The following is a 14457-nucleotide window of genomic DNA, read 5'->3' on the forward strand; positions in this document are numbered from 1 at the left end:
GGCGGGCGAGGTGGTGGAGGTTAACTGTGCGCAGCTGCTGTACGCCTACAAGCGCGGAGTACACACGCCGTTCGTGGCCGACCTGAATTACCGCATCCGGTTCAGCGCCGGGGTCGCGACCCTGGAGCGCAAGGTGGTGCGGCTGATCAATTCCACCGACAGCCTGAGTGCACTCGGCTTTCTGTTGTAAGCACGATTCAAACAACGACACAAAACCAATGTGGGAGCGGGCTTGCTCGCGAATGCGGTGGATCAGTCACACATGTATTGACTGGCACTCCGCTTTCGCGAGCAAGCCCGCTCCCACATTTGGATCGGGTTTGCACTCCGCTACTCCACCGGGTCACTCACAGGCGTCGCAATAATCGCCTTCAACTCACTGGTCATCGGGAATTCCAGGTTCAAGCCTTTGGGCGGGATCGGCTGCTCAAACCAGCGCTGGTAAATCCCGTTGATCTCCCCCGAGCTGTACAGCCCGGCCAGGGTCTCATTGACCACCGCGAGAAACTGCGGGTCGTCCTTGCGCACCATGCAGCTGTAGATTTCCCGCGACTGTTCTTCCCCGACCACCACCCACTTGTGCGGGTCCCTGGCCTTGGCGCGCTCGCCGTAGAGCAACGCGTCATCCATGTAGAACGCCGCCGCCCGGCCGGATTGCAGCATCTGGAAGGCTTCGCCGTGGTCCTTGGCGCTGATCACCGACATGTTCAGTTTGTGATCGACGTTGTAGCTCTTGAGGAACCGCTCGTTGGTGGTACCGGCGGTGGTTACCACGTTCTTGCCTTGCAGGTCGGCGAAGCTTTTGATGCCGCTGTCGTTGGCGGTCAGCAACTGGCCCTTCACGTAGATAAACCCGTAGGAAAACGCCACCTGCTTCTGCCGCTCGGCGGTCACGCCGGTGGAACCGCATTCCAGGTCCACGGTGCCGTTTTGCACCAGGGCTATGCGGGTCTGGGAAGTCACCAGGTTGTACTTCACGCTGAGCTTCGGCACACCGGTTTTCTGCTGGATACGCTCGACGATCTTGTTCGCCAGCTCCACCGAATAGCCCATGGGCTTGCCGCTGTGATCCCCCACATAGGAAAACGGCACCGAGGCATCGCGGTAGCCGAGGGTGATGCTCCTGGCGTTGGCGATCTTGCTCAGCGTGCCTTCCAGGGGGGCTTCGGTTGCCTGGGTCTGGGCGCTCAATATCAGGGCCAGGAAGAGTATGGGGCTGCTGCGCAGCCCGACGGGGGACGAGCCCCCTCGCCACAGTTTTTGCATTGTTATTCTCCGTTTTTGTTTTAGTTATGGACGGCGCACGGCAATGACGCTGATTTCAACGAGCACATCCGGTCGCGCCAACTGCGCTTGCAACGTGGTACGCGTCGGTGCCTGCCCCGGCGATAGCCAGGCGGACCAGACTTCATTCATCGGCGCAAAACCCTCCTGGATATTGTTCAGGTAGATGGTCGCATTCAGCAGATGATCCTTGTCGCTGCCGGCCTCGGCCAGCAGCGCATCAATCCTGGCCAGCACCTGTTCGGTCTGGGTCTTCACATCGCGGCCTTCGCCCGGCACCTGGCCGGACAAAAACACCAGGTCCTGAAACACCACGGCGCCAGACAAGCGGCTGTTGCTGTTGATTCGGGTGATGGTCATCGAAATATCCTCAAGCGGCTCGGGGCGCGAAGCCCTGCATATCAATGGAAGTGGTGTGCCGGCCAATCAACTCGGCCAGTACCTGGCCGCTGCCGCAAGCCAGGGTAAACCCGAGGGCGCCGTGGCCGAGGTTAAGCCACAGGTTGCTGTAGGCGCTGGCACCAATCAACGGCACGCCGGTCGGCGTGGCCGGGCGCATACCGGCCCATTCGACCGCGTGCTGGTAGTCACCGGCCAGCGGGAACGTCTCAAGTGCCTGGCGCTTAATCAGCGCCAGGCGCTTGGGTTCCAGGCGGGTGTCGAAGCCGACAATATCCACCATCGCCGCCACCCGCAGTTGCTCACCGATGCGCGCGTAGACGATCTTGCGGTCGTAATCGGTGATGCTGATGTTCGGCGCCTGATGCTGCGCGCCAATCGGCACGCTCAGGCTGTAACCCTTGAGGGGATACAGCGGCAGTGACATACCCGGCAAGGCCAGCTCGGGGCTGCGGTGCCCGGCGGCCAGCACCAGGTGCTGCACCGGCAAGACTTCACTGCCCATTTCGATAGCCTGCACGGCGCCTGCGCTGTGACGAATCGTCGTCACCTTGCGCCCCAACAGGAACGTGCAGCGCCCCGACGCTTCAAGGCGCGCCGCCAGTTGCTGGCAGAACCCATGGCAGTCGCCGACCTCTTCATTGGGCGTATAGATGCCGCCGGAAAAACTGGCGCTGTCCAGGGTCGGTTCCAGCCGTGCGCAGTCCGCCGCCGAGAGCACTTGCTGTTGCAGCGGGTCGGTCACTTTATTCAAGGCGCGTTCATAGCTGTCGAGGCTGCGAAAGGTCACCAGCTTGCCGTTGCGCCGCCAGTGGAAACCGCCCAGTTGGTCTTCTTCACGCCAGCGTTGCAGGGTGCCCTGGCTCAAGGACGCCAGGCGCAGCAGGTGGGCCGCATTGCGCTGGTTCACCGAGCCACGGCAGGCGCCCAGGAACGAGGCCATCCAGCGCCACTGCGCCGGGTCCATGCGCGGGCGCAGCTTCAGCGGCGAGTCACCGCGCAGCATCCAGCCGATGGCTTGCAACGGTACGCCCTTGTCGGCCAACGGCGCGACATAGCGGTAGGACAGTTGCCCGCCGTTGGCGAAGCTGGTCTCGCTGCCCAGGGTTTCCCGGGCTTCGACCACCGTCACCTGCATGCCGGCACGCACCAGCGCGTAGGCACTCGCCAGGCCGATAACCCCGCCACCGATGATGCAAACCTGCTGAGCCATGTGCGTCCCTTAACCGTGCGATGTCAGGCTTGAAGGTTAGAGGCAGGTGACAGCGGCGGGACAATGAATAAAGATGGGTCACCCATAAACAAAGGTTATGGACTGCCCATGCGCTTGCGTCATATCGAAATCTTCCAGGCCATCCGCCAGACCGGTTCCATCAGCGCCGCCGCCCAGTTGCTGCATGTCTCGCAGCCGGCGGTGAGCAAGGTGCTGCAGCACGCCGAGTTGCAGTTGGGGTTCCCGCTGTTCCTGCGTATACGCGGCAAGCTGCAGCCAACCCCGGAAGCGCTGGCGCTGGAGCGCGAAGTCGACAAGGTGACCGAAAGCCTGCAAGGCGTGCGGCGCCTGGCGCAGAACCTGCGCCGCGAGCCGGGCCAGAGCCTGCGTATCGGCGCCACACCCGCGCTGGCCTTGTCGTTGCTGCCGCCGGCCATCCGCGAATGGACCCAACGCTACCCGGACATCGCCTGCGAGCTGTCCAGCGCCCACAGCCGCGAGCTGGTGCAAAACCTGTTGATGCGTGAGGTCGACGTGGCGCTGACCCTGCAACCGCCCGATCACCCAGGGCTGAACGCCCAGCCGTTGGCCCACGGCGTGCTGGTGGCGCTGGCGCCGCAGGGTTACTGGAAGGAAAACGAGCTAGGCAAACCGTTGCCGCTGATGGCCCTGGCGGGCGCGCCGTTGATTGGCCTGTCCAGCGCCGACCCGTTGTCGGCGAAGCTGGACAGCTACCTGGAAGCGGTCGACCCGCCGCCACGGGTCAGCATCGCGGTGCAGACCTATTCCCTGGCCAGGGCGATGGTCGAATCCGGCGCCGGGCTGGCGGTGATTGATCCGTTCACCGCCCTCGGCGCATCACCGGCCACTACTTGCATTCGCCCCCTTGCGCCGCCGCTGCCAATCACCTTGTACGCCCTGACCCGCGCCGACGAACCGCCGCCGCATATGCTGGCGAGCCTGCTGGAGATCTTCGGCAGCCGGGCCCAGGAGCAATTGGACCGGCTATAACACGTACCCCATGATCGCCACGAAATGCAGCAGGCTGCCGCCAATCACGAACAAATGCCAGATCCCGTGGGAGTGCCGCAGGCGGTCCTCCAGGGCAAAGAAAATAATGCCCACGGTGTACAGCACCCCGCCCGACGCCAGCCAGGCAAAACCCGTGGGGCCCAGCGCAGCAATCAGCGGCTTGACCGCCACCAGCACGATCCAGCCCATCACGGCGTAGATCACGATCGACAGGATCCGCGCCTCGGAGCGTGGCTTGATCTCCTGCAGGATGCCGATCACCGCCAGCCCCCACACAATCCCGAACAGCGTCCAGCCCCACGGCCCGCGCAGCGTCACTAGGCAAAACGGCGTGTAACTGCCTGCGATCAGCAGGTAGATCGAAAAGTGATCGACCTTCTGCATGATCGCTTTCTTGCGCCCGCGCACGCTGTGGTACACGGTCGACGCGCTGTACAGCACCAGCAACGTGAAACCGTAAATGGCCACGCTGACAATCTTCCAGGGGTTGCCGTCCATACTGGCCACCACCAACATCCATACCGCACCCACAAAAGCCGCAACCGCCCCGAGCAAGTGGCTCCAGGCGTTGAATCGTTCCCCGTGATACATGTGTCACTCACCTCGAATAACGGTTATCACCTCGACCATTCTGACGTCACCCATCCAACATCAGGTAACAACCTTTCTTCATTTGCCCAAATACACATGCCGATGGATGATTCGCTTCATCCTGTGGGAGCTGGCTTGCCGGCGATAGCGGTGTATCAGCAGCAGATGCATGTCTGACCCACCGCTATCGCAGGCAAGCCAGCTCCTACATAAAAGCCCCTCATCGGTAACGCCCATGCCCGACCTCGAACCTGCCCAGCCCCACCCGAGTCTGTGGCAATTGTTTTACAACTTCGCCATGGTCGGCCTGTTCGGCTTTGGCGGCGTGATGCCCTGGGCGCGGCAGATGATGGTCGACCGCAGGCAGTGGGTCAGCGAACAAGGCTTCAACGAGTTGCTCACCACCGGCCAATTCTTTCCCGGGCCGAATATCGCCAACGTCGGCATCATCTACGGTCGGCGCCTGCACGGTTTGCCGGGTGCGGTTGTGACCGTGGTCGGCTTGTATCTGTTCCCCTCGCTGATCACCGTGCTGGCCGGCTTCGCCTATGCCAAATGGTGGAGCCATGACGTGGTGCAGCAGATCTTCGGCGCGGTGATGCCGATCGCCACCGGGCTGATGCTCGGCACCACTCTGCGCCTGCTCAAGGCTATGCCGCGAACCCTGGCGAATTACAGCGCGTTCGTCCTGACCTTCGTGTTGATGGCGGTGCTGGTGCTGCCGTTGTGGATGGTCTTGCTGATCTGCATTCCCAGCTCGTTGGCCTTGAGCTTCATGGGCAAGCAGAAGGTGGCCGGCTGATGCAGAGCGTGCTGTTTCACCTGATGATCCAATGCGCGCTGTGGTCGCTGATGGCGATTGGCGGCAACACCGTGGCCCTGAGCGATATCCACCGCTACACCGTCACCGACATGAACTGGATCACCGACGCCCAGTTCGTCGCCTTCTTCGCCTTGTCCCAGGCCTTGCCGGGGCCCAATGGCATGTTCCTGGTATTTATCGGCCAGCAAGCCGCCGGGTTGCCCGGCGCCCTGGTGGCCCTGACCGCCAAGCTGGTGCCCTGCTCGGTACTCACCTACCTCGGCGCCGGCTGGCTGGAAAAACACAGCAAAACCCCGTGGGTGCAGCGGGTCAAAGGCAGCCTGCTGCCGATCTCCATCGGCCTGATCCTGGCCGCCAGCTACATCCTGATGAACAGCCTGGAAAACAACGCCACCAGCCTGGTACTGACCCTGGCCAGCGCCGCCGTGGTGTATTACACAAGGCTCAACGCGATCTGGCTGATCATCCTCGGCGTAGTGTTGGGCCTGTGCAGTGCATGGCTGGGAGTGAACTGGTTTTAGGGGCACAATCGACGGCATTCGAACAAGAGTCACGCCCATGCTGATCGACGAAGAATTCACCCTCAAGAAGCTGGAGATCTTCCTGGCGTTCATGCGCACCGGTAACCTGGCGCGGGCGGCGGCTGAATTGCAGACCAGCAACGTCAGCGTGCACCGGGCGATCCACTCCCTGGAAAACGCCCTGCGCTGCCCGCTGTTCAAGCACGAAGGGCGCAACCTCACGCCGCTGGAAAGCGCCTATGTGCTGGAAGAGCGTGCGCAGAAGCTGGTGCAGGATGTGGTGGACAGTGTGCGGGTGACCCGCGAGGCCGCCGGCTTTTCCGCCGAGCGCTTCAAGCTGGGCTCGCTGTATTCGCTGACGGTGAAGACCGTGCCGCAGTTGATCATGGGGCTGAAGATTCGCCGTAGCGAGCTGAATATCGACCTGATCCTCGGGTCGAATTTCGACCTGCTGTACAAGCTGAAGAACATGGAAGTCGATGCGATCCTGATCTCCCTCGACGAGCACGCCAACGATCCGGACTGCGAGCAGATCGCGCTGTTTTCCGACGACATCTTCCTCGCCACCCCGGCCGATTCACCCTTCGACCGCGAACAGGAAATCGACCTGGCGGACGTGCGCGACGCCACCTTCATCACCCTCACCCAAGGCTTCGCCACCCATCAGGATGGCAACCGCGTATTCAAGCAGGCAGGGTTCGAGCCGAAGGTGGCGATGCAGGTCAACGACATCTTCACCCTGCTGAGCATGGTCAGCTCGGGGGTGGGTTATGCGCTGCTGCCGGGGCGGATTGCGGCGGTGTATGAGAACCGGGTCAAGCTGATTCCCCTGCAACCGCGCTACCGTTTGCAGCAGCACATTGGCGTGGTGTTTCTGAAAGCCAAGGAGCGCGACCCGAACCTGCTCGCGCTGTTGGCGGAGTGCCGGATGTATGCGAACCGCCAAACCTGACAATGATCCCCTGTGGCGAGGGAGCTTGCTCCCGCTCGGCTGCGCAGCAGTCGTAAAATCAGCGCCCGCGTTGTTTCAGGAAGAATGCATTGGGACCGCTTCGCGCTCCAGCGGGAGCAAGCTCCCTCGCCACAAAAGCGGTCGACACATCTCGGGTCAGCCGACAATCCCGCGCACGATGAAGTACAGCACCGACGGCCCCAGCAAGCACCCAAGCCCGGTGTGAAAGGTGGCGGTCAGTGCGCCATACGGCACCAACCGCCGGTCCGTCGCCGCCAGGCCTGCCGTCACGCCGCTCACCGTACCGGCCAGGCCGCCAAACACCATCGCCGAGCGCGGGTTATCCAGGCCCATCCAGCGTGCCGCCATGGGCGTGCCCACCATCACCAGGATCGCCTTGATCAAGCCGGTCGCGATGGACAGCGCCACCACGTCCGAACTGGCGCCCAACGCCGCCCCGGTCACCGGCCCGACGATGTAAGTCACCGCGCCCGCGCCGATGGTGGTCATGCTGATCGCATCGCGATAACCAAACGCCCAGGCGATACTCGCGCCCACAATAAACGGCAGCACCGTGCCCAGCAGCAAGGCAATCGCACCAATCAAGCCGGCCTTGCGCGCCTCGGTGGCCTGTACTTCAAATGCCGTGGCCACGATGGCAAAGTCCCGCAGCATGGCACCGCCCATCAAGCCGATCCCGGAAAACAGCGCCACGTCCGCCAGGCCTTTCTGCCCGCCGGTCAAGGTGCCGCCCACCCAGGCCAGCACCAGCCCGATCACAATCGCGATGGCTGAGCCGTGGATGCGCCCGAAGGTCAGGCGCTTGGACAGCACCACCGAAATCCACATCACCACGCCAACAAATGCAAAGGCGGTGACCAAGCCGTTATTTGCCAGGCCTTTCTCGATGAGTTCCCACATATCAGCGACCTCCCGCGACAGGTGCAACCGCGATCAGCGGCTCTTCATCGGGCAACGGTTCGCCTTTGTGCGTACGGCTGATCAAAGCAATCGTGCAACCGCACACCACCACCGAACCAATCGCCGCCAGCACCGCCACCGGGCCGCCGTGCAGCGCGGTCACCACGTTCTGTTGCGCCGCCATCGCCACCACCACCGGGATGTACATGGCACCCCAGAAGCCGACACCCATCTCGCATTCCTTGGTCATGCCGCCGTGTTTGTGCATCCACAACCGTGCGCAGATCAGCAGGATCATCGCGATCCCCACCCCGCCCACGTTGGATTTGACTCCCAGCAACACGCCGAGCATGTCGCCCAGAATCACGCCGGCCAACATGCAGATCGCCAGCAACGCCACACCGTAAATAATCATGATGGTTGTCCTCAAAGTGCTTCATCGAAATTGTTGTTTTTGTGCTTCGAAAGCCTTGGGCGGCAATGCCGATCCGATAAAGATGAATACCGTACCTGTGGCGAGGGAGCTTGCTCCCTCGCCACAGGTCATTGGTGACCCGCTCTATCTCTTGACCGACCAGCATCAGCCTTGGTGGAGCTCTATCGGTGATGGTTTCCCTCCTCTCGCAGCAAGGCCTGCAAGGTATCCAGACGGGCGCCTTCGAAGGCGATGACGGTGCCTTGCTCGAATACCCGGCGCGCGAGGCCCGTGAGCACGGCGCCGGGCGGCAGTTCGAGATGCAGGCGCACGCCACGCTCATAGGCGCTTTGCACGGTGCCGCGCCAATCGACGATGCGGCACATGTTGAAAGCGAGGTCGTCGCGCAGGTGTTCGGTGTTGTGGATCGGCCGGGCGCGGGTGCTGCTCAGGTAGGTGATGCTCGGCGGTTTCAGTGTCACTTGGGCGAATGCTTCGGCCAGGGCCTCGGCGGGTTTTTCCAGCAGTACGCAATGAGACGGCACGCTGACGGCCAGGCGTTTGGCGACGCCGTTGCCGCGCACCAGATTGGCGACCGCCTTCATGGCCTCATCGCTGCCGGCGATGACCGTCTGGTTGTCGGCATTGATATTGGCCAGGTAAACCGGGGTTTGCGGGCTGTGGACCTGAGCAAGCAAGGCCTCGACGGTGGACAGGTCCGGGCCGATAAGGGCGGTCATGCCGTAGCCGTGGGGATACGCGTGTTGCATCAATTCGCCGCGCAGGCTGACGAGTTTCAACGCGTCGGCAAAGTCCAGCGAGCCGGCGATCACGGCGGCCGGATAGGCACCAATGGACAGGCCGGCGACGTAATCGGGGGTGTGTTCCAGCAAACGCGCACTGGCCACACCGGCAATCAACAGGCAGAGCTGCACGGCACGGGTCGAGGCCAGCGCTTCGGCAGAATCCAGGGTAAGCACATCCTCATTGAGGGCAGCACTGGCTTCGTCCAGCACCGCACGCGGCAATTGCTGGAGCATGCCGGGACGCTGGGCGCCCTGCCCCGGGAGTGCCAGGAGGCTGCTCATGCCACGGCCTGCCAAGGATCGAGCACCAGCTGCGCGCCGCTGGCGTTCTTCAGCAGCACGCGACGCGAACCACCGGCCCATTCACGCAACGCGACCGCGCCAAAAGGCGTTTGCAGTTGCAGGTCCACGGCGCACACCGCCGTATCCAGTATCGCCAGCAGGTCCTCTGCATCGCTGCGATCAAGGCGCTCGGGCGTGCGCAGAATCAAATCCAGATCGCTCTTGGTATGCAGCGCTTCGACACCGCTGGCCAACTCGAAACCCGCACTGCCGGTGACGCCCCAACTCTCTCCCGCCAGCACCGGTTGCAACTGAGCGAGGGCCTGCAACGCCGGCAAATCCCTTGGCGAGATCACACCGCGCAGGTCTTCCGGCACCACGCGCCGCTGCACCGCCGCCATCGGCATCACGGCGGCGAAGCGCTGCTCGCGCAAGCGCCCGCGTACCCCCACCGCTACCTCGCCCGGCGACGCGACGGCACGCCGCACCACCACCGGATGCCCAGCGGCCAATGCTTCCAGCACCCAGGCCGGCGCATCAGCGGGCGCATGCGCCGGGGTCATGCCCCAGAGCAAGTCGTGAGCGTTCACCATTGCTCCCGCAGCAGTTGGCGCACGTGGCTGGAGGCCGCGCGGTTAGTGGCGCCCAGGCGACCGCTCAGGTCCCGACCGCCGGCCTGCACATCCTTGATCGCCTGCACCAGGCAATCGCTGACCCGCGCCACATCTTCGGTGGTGGGCTGCTCGATCTGGCTGACCGACAAGGTCTCCCAGAGCAAGCCGAGGCTGGCATAGCTGTCGATGTCATAGGCCATCGGCGGCACGCTGGCGGCCAGGGTTTCCAGCTCTTCAACACTGCGCAGGGTTACCCGCGCCGCCGAAGCCTTGCCCATGGCATGCACCATCACGCCGGGGTCGCGCAGGGCAATCAGGCGGTTGGCCTGGTAACCATGGGCGAGGAAGGCGCCGGACATCGCCTTGCCCACCAGCAGCGCGATCACCGGGTGACCGGCCAGGCGGGCACGGGCGTAGCTGTCGGCAGCGGCGGCCAATGCCTGGTGAATGCCCAAGGCCTCTTCGCGACGACCGTAGGCCTGGCTCGGCACATCCACGATGGCAATCAGCGGACGCTTGTCGCCGGTATCGATCGCTTCATCAACCGCCTTGGCCAAACCCCAGCCTTCCAGCAAACCGACTTCACCGTTGCGAGCGCGAGGGAAGCGGTTTTGCGGGTCGGTGACCACCGCGATAAAGCGCACTAGCTGATCACCGAGCACACCGTCGGCAACTTTCAGCGAGTTCGGCAAACCGCTCACTGGCGCTGCGTCGCCGCTCAATGCGTTGAACCACTGCAAACCTCTCATAAGCGTTCTCCCTGATACAGATCGCGAACCGTCGCCGGGTCGATTTGCGGTTCGGCGTTCAGTGCGGCCAGGCGTTCCAGATAGTGATCAACCTGACGGCTGCGCTGGTTTTCCGGCAAGCCTTGTTGCAGCAGTTCAGTGATCTGCTGCTGAATCTGCACCACGTCGTCGGCCACATACCGGTCGGCCAAGCCACTGTTGAAACGCTGCTCACCGCCGGTCAGGCTCCAGATGAAGGGCCGGTCACGGGAGTCGTATTCTTCAAGGCCGGCTTCCTGCTCGATCACCTGCGGGCCGTTCAGGCCAAGGCGCGCCTCACGGGTCACCAGCAGATAACTGCACAAGCCTGCCGCGATGGACATGCCGCCAAAGCAACCGACGCTGCCCGCCACCACGCCGATCACCGGCTGGTACTGGCGCAGGTCGACAATCGCCGCATGGATATCGGCGATGGCAGCCAAGCCCAGGTTGGCTTCCTGCAAGCGCACGCCGCCGGTTTCCAGCAGCAGGATGGCGCGCGTCGGGATGCCGTTGCGGTTGTCTTCAGCAGCCAACTCCAGTGCACCGGCCATCTTCGCGCCGCCGACTTCACCGAGACTGCCGCCCTGGAAATTGCCTTCGATGGCCGCGATGACCACCGGCAAGCCGGCGATGCTGCCCTTGGCGATCACCACGCCGTCATCTGCCTGCGGCACCACGCCCTGGCGGCTCAGCCACGGCGACATGACGCGCTGGAACGGGTCGATCAGTTCGCGATAGCTGCCCGCGTCGAGCAAGGCCTTGGCTCGTTGCCGGGCGCCGAGTTCGACGAAGCTGTGTTTGTTCAGCAAGTCAGTCATGACCGATCTCCTCGAAGCCTTGCTCCAGGCGCAAGCGCACCACGCCGGGTGTGGCGCCGAAGTCGTGGATATCGATGTTCAATGCGGGGGGTGTCTGTTCCTGGAAGATCCGCTCGAACAGATGCTGCCAACGCAGCTGCGCACCGTTCACCGAGGTCTGCACCTGGATCGTCAGGGTGCCGGCGGTGCCCGGTTCCAGCAGCACTTCGAGGTCACCGGAGCCGACGCAACCCACCAGCGCGCGGCCCTTGGCGGGCTGCCCGGCGGGGAATTCAAAGGATAAGGTTTCCATCACAGCGCTCCGTCGAGGCGGTCGATAAACAGGCAGGCGGCCAACAGGTCGGCGGCGCCACCGGGGGAGGCATTCAGCGCCAGCAGTTGCTGGTCCAGCTCATGCAGTTGGCGGCGGCCGGCGAGGCTTGCGCTGCCGCCGGCGTCCAGTACGGCTTGGGCGCCCTGCTGCATGGCCTGCAAGCCTTCAGGGCCGGCGCGGTAGAGCACGCAGGTGTCGGCCAGGTCCATCATGATCGCCAGCAAGGCATCGAGGCGCGCGTTCTGTTCGCCGTGTTGCTGCAGGCGGCTTTTTTTCAGCTGTGGCAGGCCGCGCTGTAGCACTGACGGGAAGCCCAATTGCGCTTCTTCGCGAGCACCGCGTGCGCCGTAGCGTTGTGCGACCTGGGCGCCGTGGCTCAGCGGTTGCGGTGCGTAACGGTCGTTGAGCAAGGCCAGGCGGGCGGCGCGCAACGTCACCGCGCTGGCAGTGCAGGATTCGGGTTGCAGTGCGGCAGCGGCGACTAACAGGCCGAGCGCCCAGATCGCGCCGCGATGGGTATTTACGCCGCTGGTGGTGACGAGCATCGCCTGTTCACCTTCGCGACCGATGCGCCCGAGGGCTTCACGCAGGGGCAAACCGACTTCGCCAAATTCGACAGCGGCCTCGGCCATTTCCTTGAACGCCGGCCACAGCGACAGCGCCGAGGCGTGCATCAAGCCGAGGTGCAAATCGGTATGGGCGCCGTTGCCGCGACGGTCTACCAGGGCGGGTTTCGGCGACAGGTCCGCCTCATCGATCAACGCGTCGACGGCCATGTCGGCCAGGCGTTCGGCCAGTGTCAGGTCGTGCAGTTTGAGTGCGTGCATTTACCAGCTCCTGAACTTGGCGGGCGGGTTGTACAAGCCACCGGACCACTCCACCAGATCGGCCACGCTCTTGGCGGCCAGCAGCTCGCGGGTGGCATCGGTGCGGCGGATGCCGAGGTCTTCGGGCAGCGCAATCAAGCCTTCGCGACGCATGCGTGCGGTGTCCTTGGGGTTGTGGCGCAAGCCGATGGCGGTCACCCCGGCCACGGCGGCGATCATCGCCTGGCGCTCTTCCAGGGAACGGGCCTTGTACAGGTAGGCGATGCCTTCTTCGGTGAGCAGGTGCGTGACGTCGTCGCCGTAGATCATGATCGGCGCCAGGGGCATGCCGCTTTTGCGGGCGACTTCCACCGCGTCGAGGGTTTCGACAAAGGTGGGTTTGCCGCCTTCCTGGAAGGTCTCGACCATCTGCACCACGAGCTTTTTGCCGCGTTCGAGCAAGGCCTCGGGAGCGTCGTCGTGGCGCATGTCGAGCCAGGCGGGTGTGCCATGGCGGCGACCGCGCGGGTCGTGGCCCATGTTCGGCGCACCACCAAAACCGGCGAGGCGGCCACGGGTAACGGTGGAGGAATGCCCGTCGCCATCGACCTGCAAGGTGGCGCCGATAAACAGGTCCACCGCGTACTGGCCGGCCAGCTGGCAGAACATTCGGTTGGAGCGCAGCGAGCCGTCGCGACCCGTGAAGAACACATCCGGCCGGGCGGCGATGTAGTTCTCCATGCCCAGTTCGGTGCCGAAGCAATGCACGCTTTCGACCCAGCCGCTTTCGATGGCCGGGATCAGGGTTGGGTGCGGGTTGAGGGTCCAGTTGCGACAGATCTTGCCCTTCAGGCCCAGGGATTCACCGTAGGTCGGCAGGATCAATTCGATGGCGGCAGTGTTGAAACCGATGCCGTGGTTCAGCGATTGAACGTTGTGTTTTTCGTAGATGCCGCGGATCGCCATCATCGCCATCAACACATGCACGGGCTTGATGTGGCGTGGGTCGCGGGTGAACAGCGGTTCGATGTAGAAGGGCTTGTCAGCGACCACCACGAAATCGACCCAGCTCGCGGGGATGTCGACGCGCGGCAGGTCGGTGACGTCATCCACCAGTTGGTTGACCTGGACGATGACGATGCCATCGCTGAAGGCGGCCGGCTCGATCAGCGCGGGTGTGTCTTCGGTGCTCGGGCCGGTGTAGATATTGCCGGCGCGGTCGGCCATGAAGCCGGCCGACAGGACCACGTTGGGGATCAGGTCCACCACCAGCCGCGCGTAGAGTTCGATGTAGGTATGAATCGCGCCAATTTCCAGCAGGCCGTCTTCCAGCAATTGGCTGATGCGCAGGGACTGGGTGCCGGCGAAGGAGAAATCCAGCTTGCGGGCGATGCCCTTTTCAAACAGGTCCAGGTGCTCGGAGCGGCCGACGCTGGGCATGATCATGTGCAGGTCGTGGAGCTTGGCGGGGTCGGCCTTGGCCAGGGAGCGCGAGAGGAAATCGGCCTGCTTCTGGTTGTTGCCCTCCAGCACCACGCGGTCGCCGGGGAGGATCAGGGCTTCCAGGGCTTCGACAATGCGCTCGCTGGGGAGCACGGCGCCATCGGCGAAGGATCGCACCAATGCGAGGCGGCGCTGCTTCTCATCGCGCCGCCGCGTCCAGCGCGAGTCGGGGGAAGTTGTTGTTGTCATGGTCGCTCCACGGGATTTGCTGTCGTGGGCTGTACCTTAGGAGGGTATTGGGGGGGCATCAATCAAGCTGGGCGGTGAACCGTTACGATTGGAGTAATGGTTCATTAGCAAACGCTGAGGCTCGGGCTCAACACAGTTCAAATGTGGGAGCGGGCTTGCTCGCGAATGCGGTGGGTCAGTTGATAAATCGGGTACTGACACACCG

The 14457-nt window shown here is 63.5% G+C and carries 17 protein-coding genes and 1 pseudogene; 5 read left to right on the forward strand and 13 right to left on the reverse strand.

The features are described from left to right. Positions 1-190 (forward strand): annotated as a pseudogene (locus tag HX869_RS27615) (hypothetical protein); the annotation flags it as partial. Between the two features lie 140 nt (positions 191-330). Here the strand turns inward: HX869_RS27615 and HX869_RS27620 are convergent. The 3 genes from HX869_RS27620 to HX869_RS27630 are packed head-to-tail and all read right to left on the reverse strand — an operon-like array spanning position 331 to position 2896. Beyond that, on the reverse strand, positions 331-1266 hold the full coding sequence (locus HX869_RS27620; RefSeq protein WP_256736793.1) for a transporter substrate-binding domain-containing protein: 936 nt from the start codon (positions 1264-1266) through the stop codon (positions 331-333). Positions 1267-1290: 24 nt separating this feature from the next. Next, positions 1291-1644, reverse strand: coding sequence for a RidA family protein (locus HX869_RS27625; RefSeq protein WP_008434109.1), 354 nt, complete (start codon positions 1642-1644; stop codon positions 1291-1293). Positions 1645-1654: 10 nt separating this feature from the next. Further along, on the reverse strand, positions 1655-2896 hold the full coding sequence (locus HX869_RS27630; protein ID WP_178903956.1) for a D-amino acid dehydrogenase: 1242 nt from the start codon (positions 2894-2896) through the stop codon (positions 1655-1657). Positions 2897-3004: 108 nt separating this feature from the next. On the opposite strand from HX869_RS27630, the gene HX869_RS27635 reads away from it, so the two are divergent. Beyond that, complete coding sequence (locus HX869_RS27635) at positions 3005-3907, forward strand: LysR family transcriptional regulator (RefSeq protein ID WP_177020237.1); 903 nt, start codon at positions 3005-3007, stop codon at positions 3905-3907. Here HX869_RS27635 and HX869_RS27640 read toward each other — a convergent pair. After that, on the reverse strand, positions 3902-4519 hold the full coding sequence (locus HX869_RS27640) for a hemolysin III family protein (RefSeq protein ID WP_003216828.1): 618 nt from the start codon (positions 4517-4519) through the stop codon (positions 3902-3904). The two genes, HX869_RS27635 and HX869_RS27640, sit on opposite strands and share 6 nt — an antisense overlap. A 235-nt stretch (positions 4520-4754) precedes the next feature. On the opposite strand from HX869_RS27640, the gene HX869_RS27645 reads away from it, so the two are divergent. The 3 genes from HX869_RS27645 to HX869_RS27655 are packed head-to-tail and all read left to right on the forward strand — an operon-like array spanning position 4755 to position 6815. After that, on the forward strand, positions 4755-5321 hold the full coding sequence (locus HX869_RS27645) for a chromate transporter (RefSeq protein ID WP_003216826.1): 567 nt from the start codon (positions 4755-4757) through the stop codon (positions 5319-5321). Next, the gene (locus tag HX869_RS27650; RefSeq protein ID WP_134327458.1) at positions 5321-5863 is read left to right on the forward strand and encodes a chromate transporter; all 543 of its coding nucleotides are present in this window, start codon (positions 5321-5323) and stop codon (positions 5861-5863) included. The genes HX869_RS27645 and HX869_RS27650 overlap by 1 nt, the downstream gene beginning before the upstream one ends. Before the next feature lie 37 nt (positions 5864-5900). Next, the gene (locus tag HX869_RS27655) at positions 5901-6815 is read left to right on the forward strand and encodes a LysR substrate-binding domain-containing protein (protein WP_003216822.1); all 915 of its coding nucleotides are present in this window, start codon (positions 5901-5903) and stop codon (positions 6813-6815) included. Between the two features lie 156 nt (positions 6816-6971). On the opposite strand, the gene madM is transcribed toward HX869_RS27655, so the two are convergent. From madM to mdcA, 9 genes are all read right to left on the reverse strand, one after another. Continuing rightward, entirely contained in the window at positions 6972-7736 is a 765-nt protein-coding gene (gene madM / locus HX869_RS27660; protein WP_003216820.1) for a malonate transporter subunit MadM, read from the reverse strand. A 1-nt stretch (position 7737) separates the two neighbouring features. Then, positions 7738-8151: a malonate transporter subunit MadL gene (gene madL / locus HX869_RS27665; protein WP_102604131.1), complete on the reverse strand. Its 414-nt coding sequence runs from the start codon at positions 8149-8151 to the stop codon at positions 7738-7740. A gap of 182 nt (positions 8152-8333) precedes the next feature. Continuing rightward, complete coding sequence (gene mdcH / locus HX869_RS27670) at positions 8334-9239, reverse strand: malonate decarboxylase subunit epsilon (protein ID WP_178903957.1); 906 nt, start codon at positions 9237-9239, stop codon at positions 8334-8336. After that, a complete protein-coding gene (locus tag HX869_RS27675; RefSeq protein WP_178903958.1) occupies positions 9236-9832 on the reverse strand; it encodes a malonate decarboxylase holo-ACP synthase in 597 nt (198 codons plus the stop codon). Before HX869_RS27675 ends, mdcH begins: the two co-directional genes overlap by 4 nt. After that, positions 9826-10602, reverse strand: a complete 777-nt coding sequence (gene mdcE / locus HX869_RS27680) for a biotin-independent malonate decarboxylase subunit gamma (protein WP_178903959.1) — start codon at positions 10600-10602, stop codon at positions 9826-9828. The genes HX869_RS27675 and mdcE overlap by 7 nt, the downstream gene beginning before the upstream one ends. Continuing rightward, on the reverse strand, positions 10599-11441 hold the full coding sequence (locus tag HX869_RS27685; protein WP_178903960.1) for a biotin-independent malonate decarboxylase subunit beta: 843 nt from the start codon (positions 11439-11441) through the stop codon (positions 10599-10601). Before HX869_RS27685 ends, mdcE begins: the two co-directional genes overlap by 4 nt. Next, complete coding sequence (locus HX869_RS27690; protein ID WP_003216806.1) at positions 11434-11733, reverse strand: malonate decarboxylase subunit delta; 300 nt, start codon at positions 11731-11733, stop codon at positions 11434-11436. Before HX869_RS27690 ends, HX869_RS27685 begins: the two co-directional genes overlap by 8 nt. Then, on the reverse strand, positions 11733-12581 hold the full coding sequence (locus HX869_RS27695) for a triphosphoribosyl-dephospho-CoA synthase (RefSeq protein ID WP_178903961.1): 849 nt from the start codon (positions 12579-12581) through the stop codon (positions 11733-11735). The genes HX869_RS27690 and HX869_RS27695 overlap by 1 nt, the downstream gene beginning before the upstream one ends. Beyond that, entirely contained in the window at positions 12582-14252 is a 1671-nt protein-coding gene (mdcA, locus tag HX869_RS27700; RefSeq protein WP_023659312.1) for a malonate decarboxylase subunit alpha, read from the reverse strand. Positions 14253-14457 lie beyond the last annotated feature (205 nt).

The sequence above is a fragment of the Pseudomonas sp. P7779 genome (assembly GCF_013386315.1).
GTDB lineage: Bacteria > Pseudomonadota > Gammaproteobacteria > Pseudomonadales > Pseudomonadaceae > Aquipseudomonas.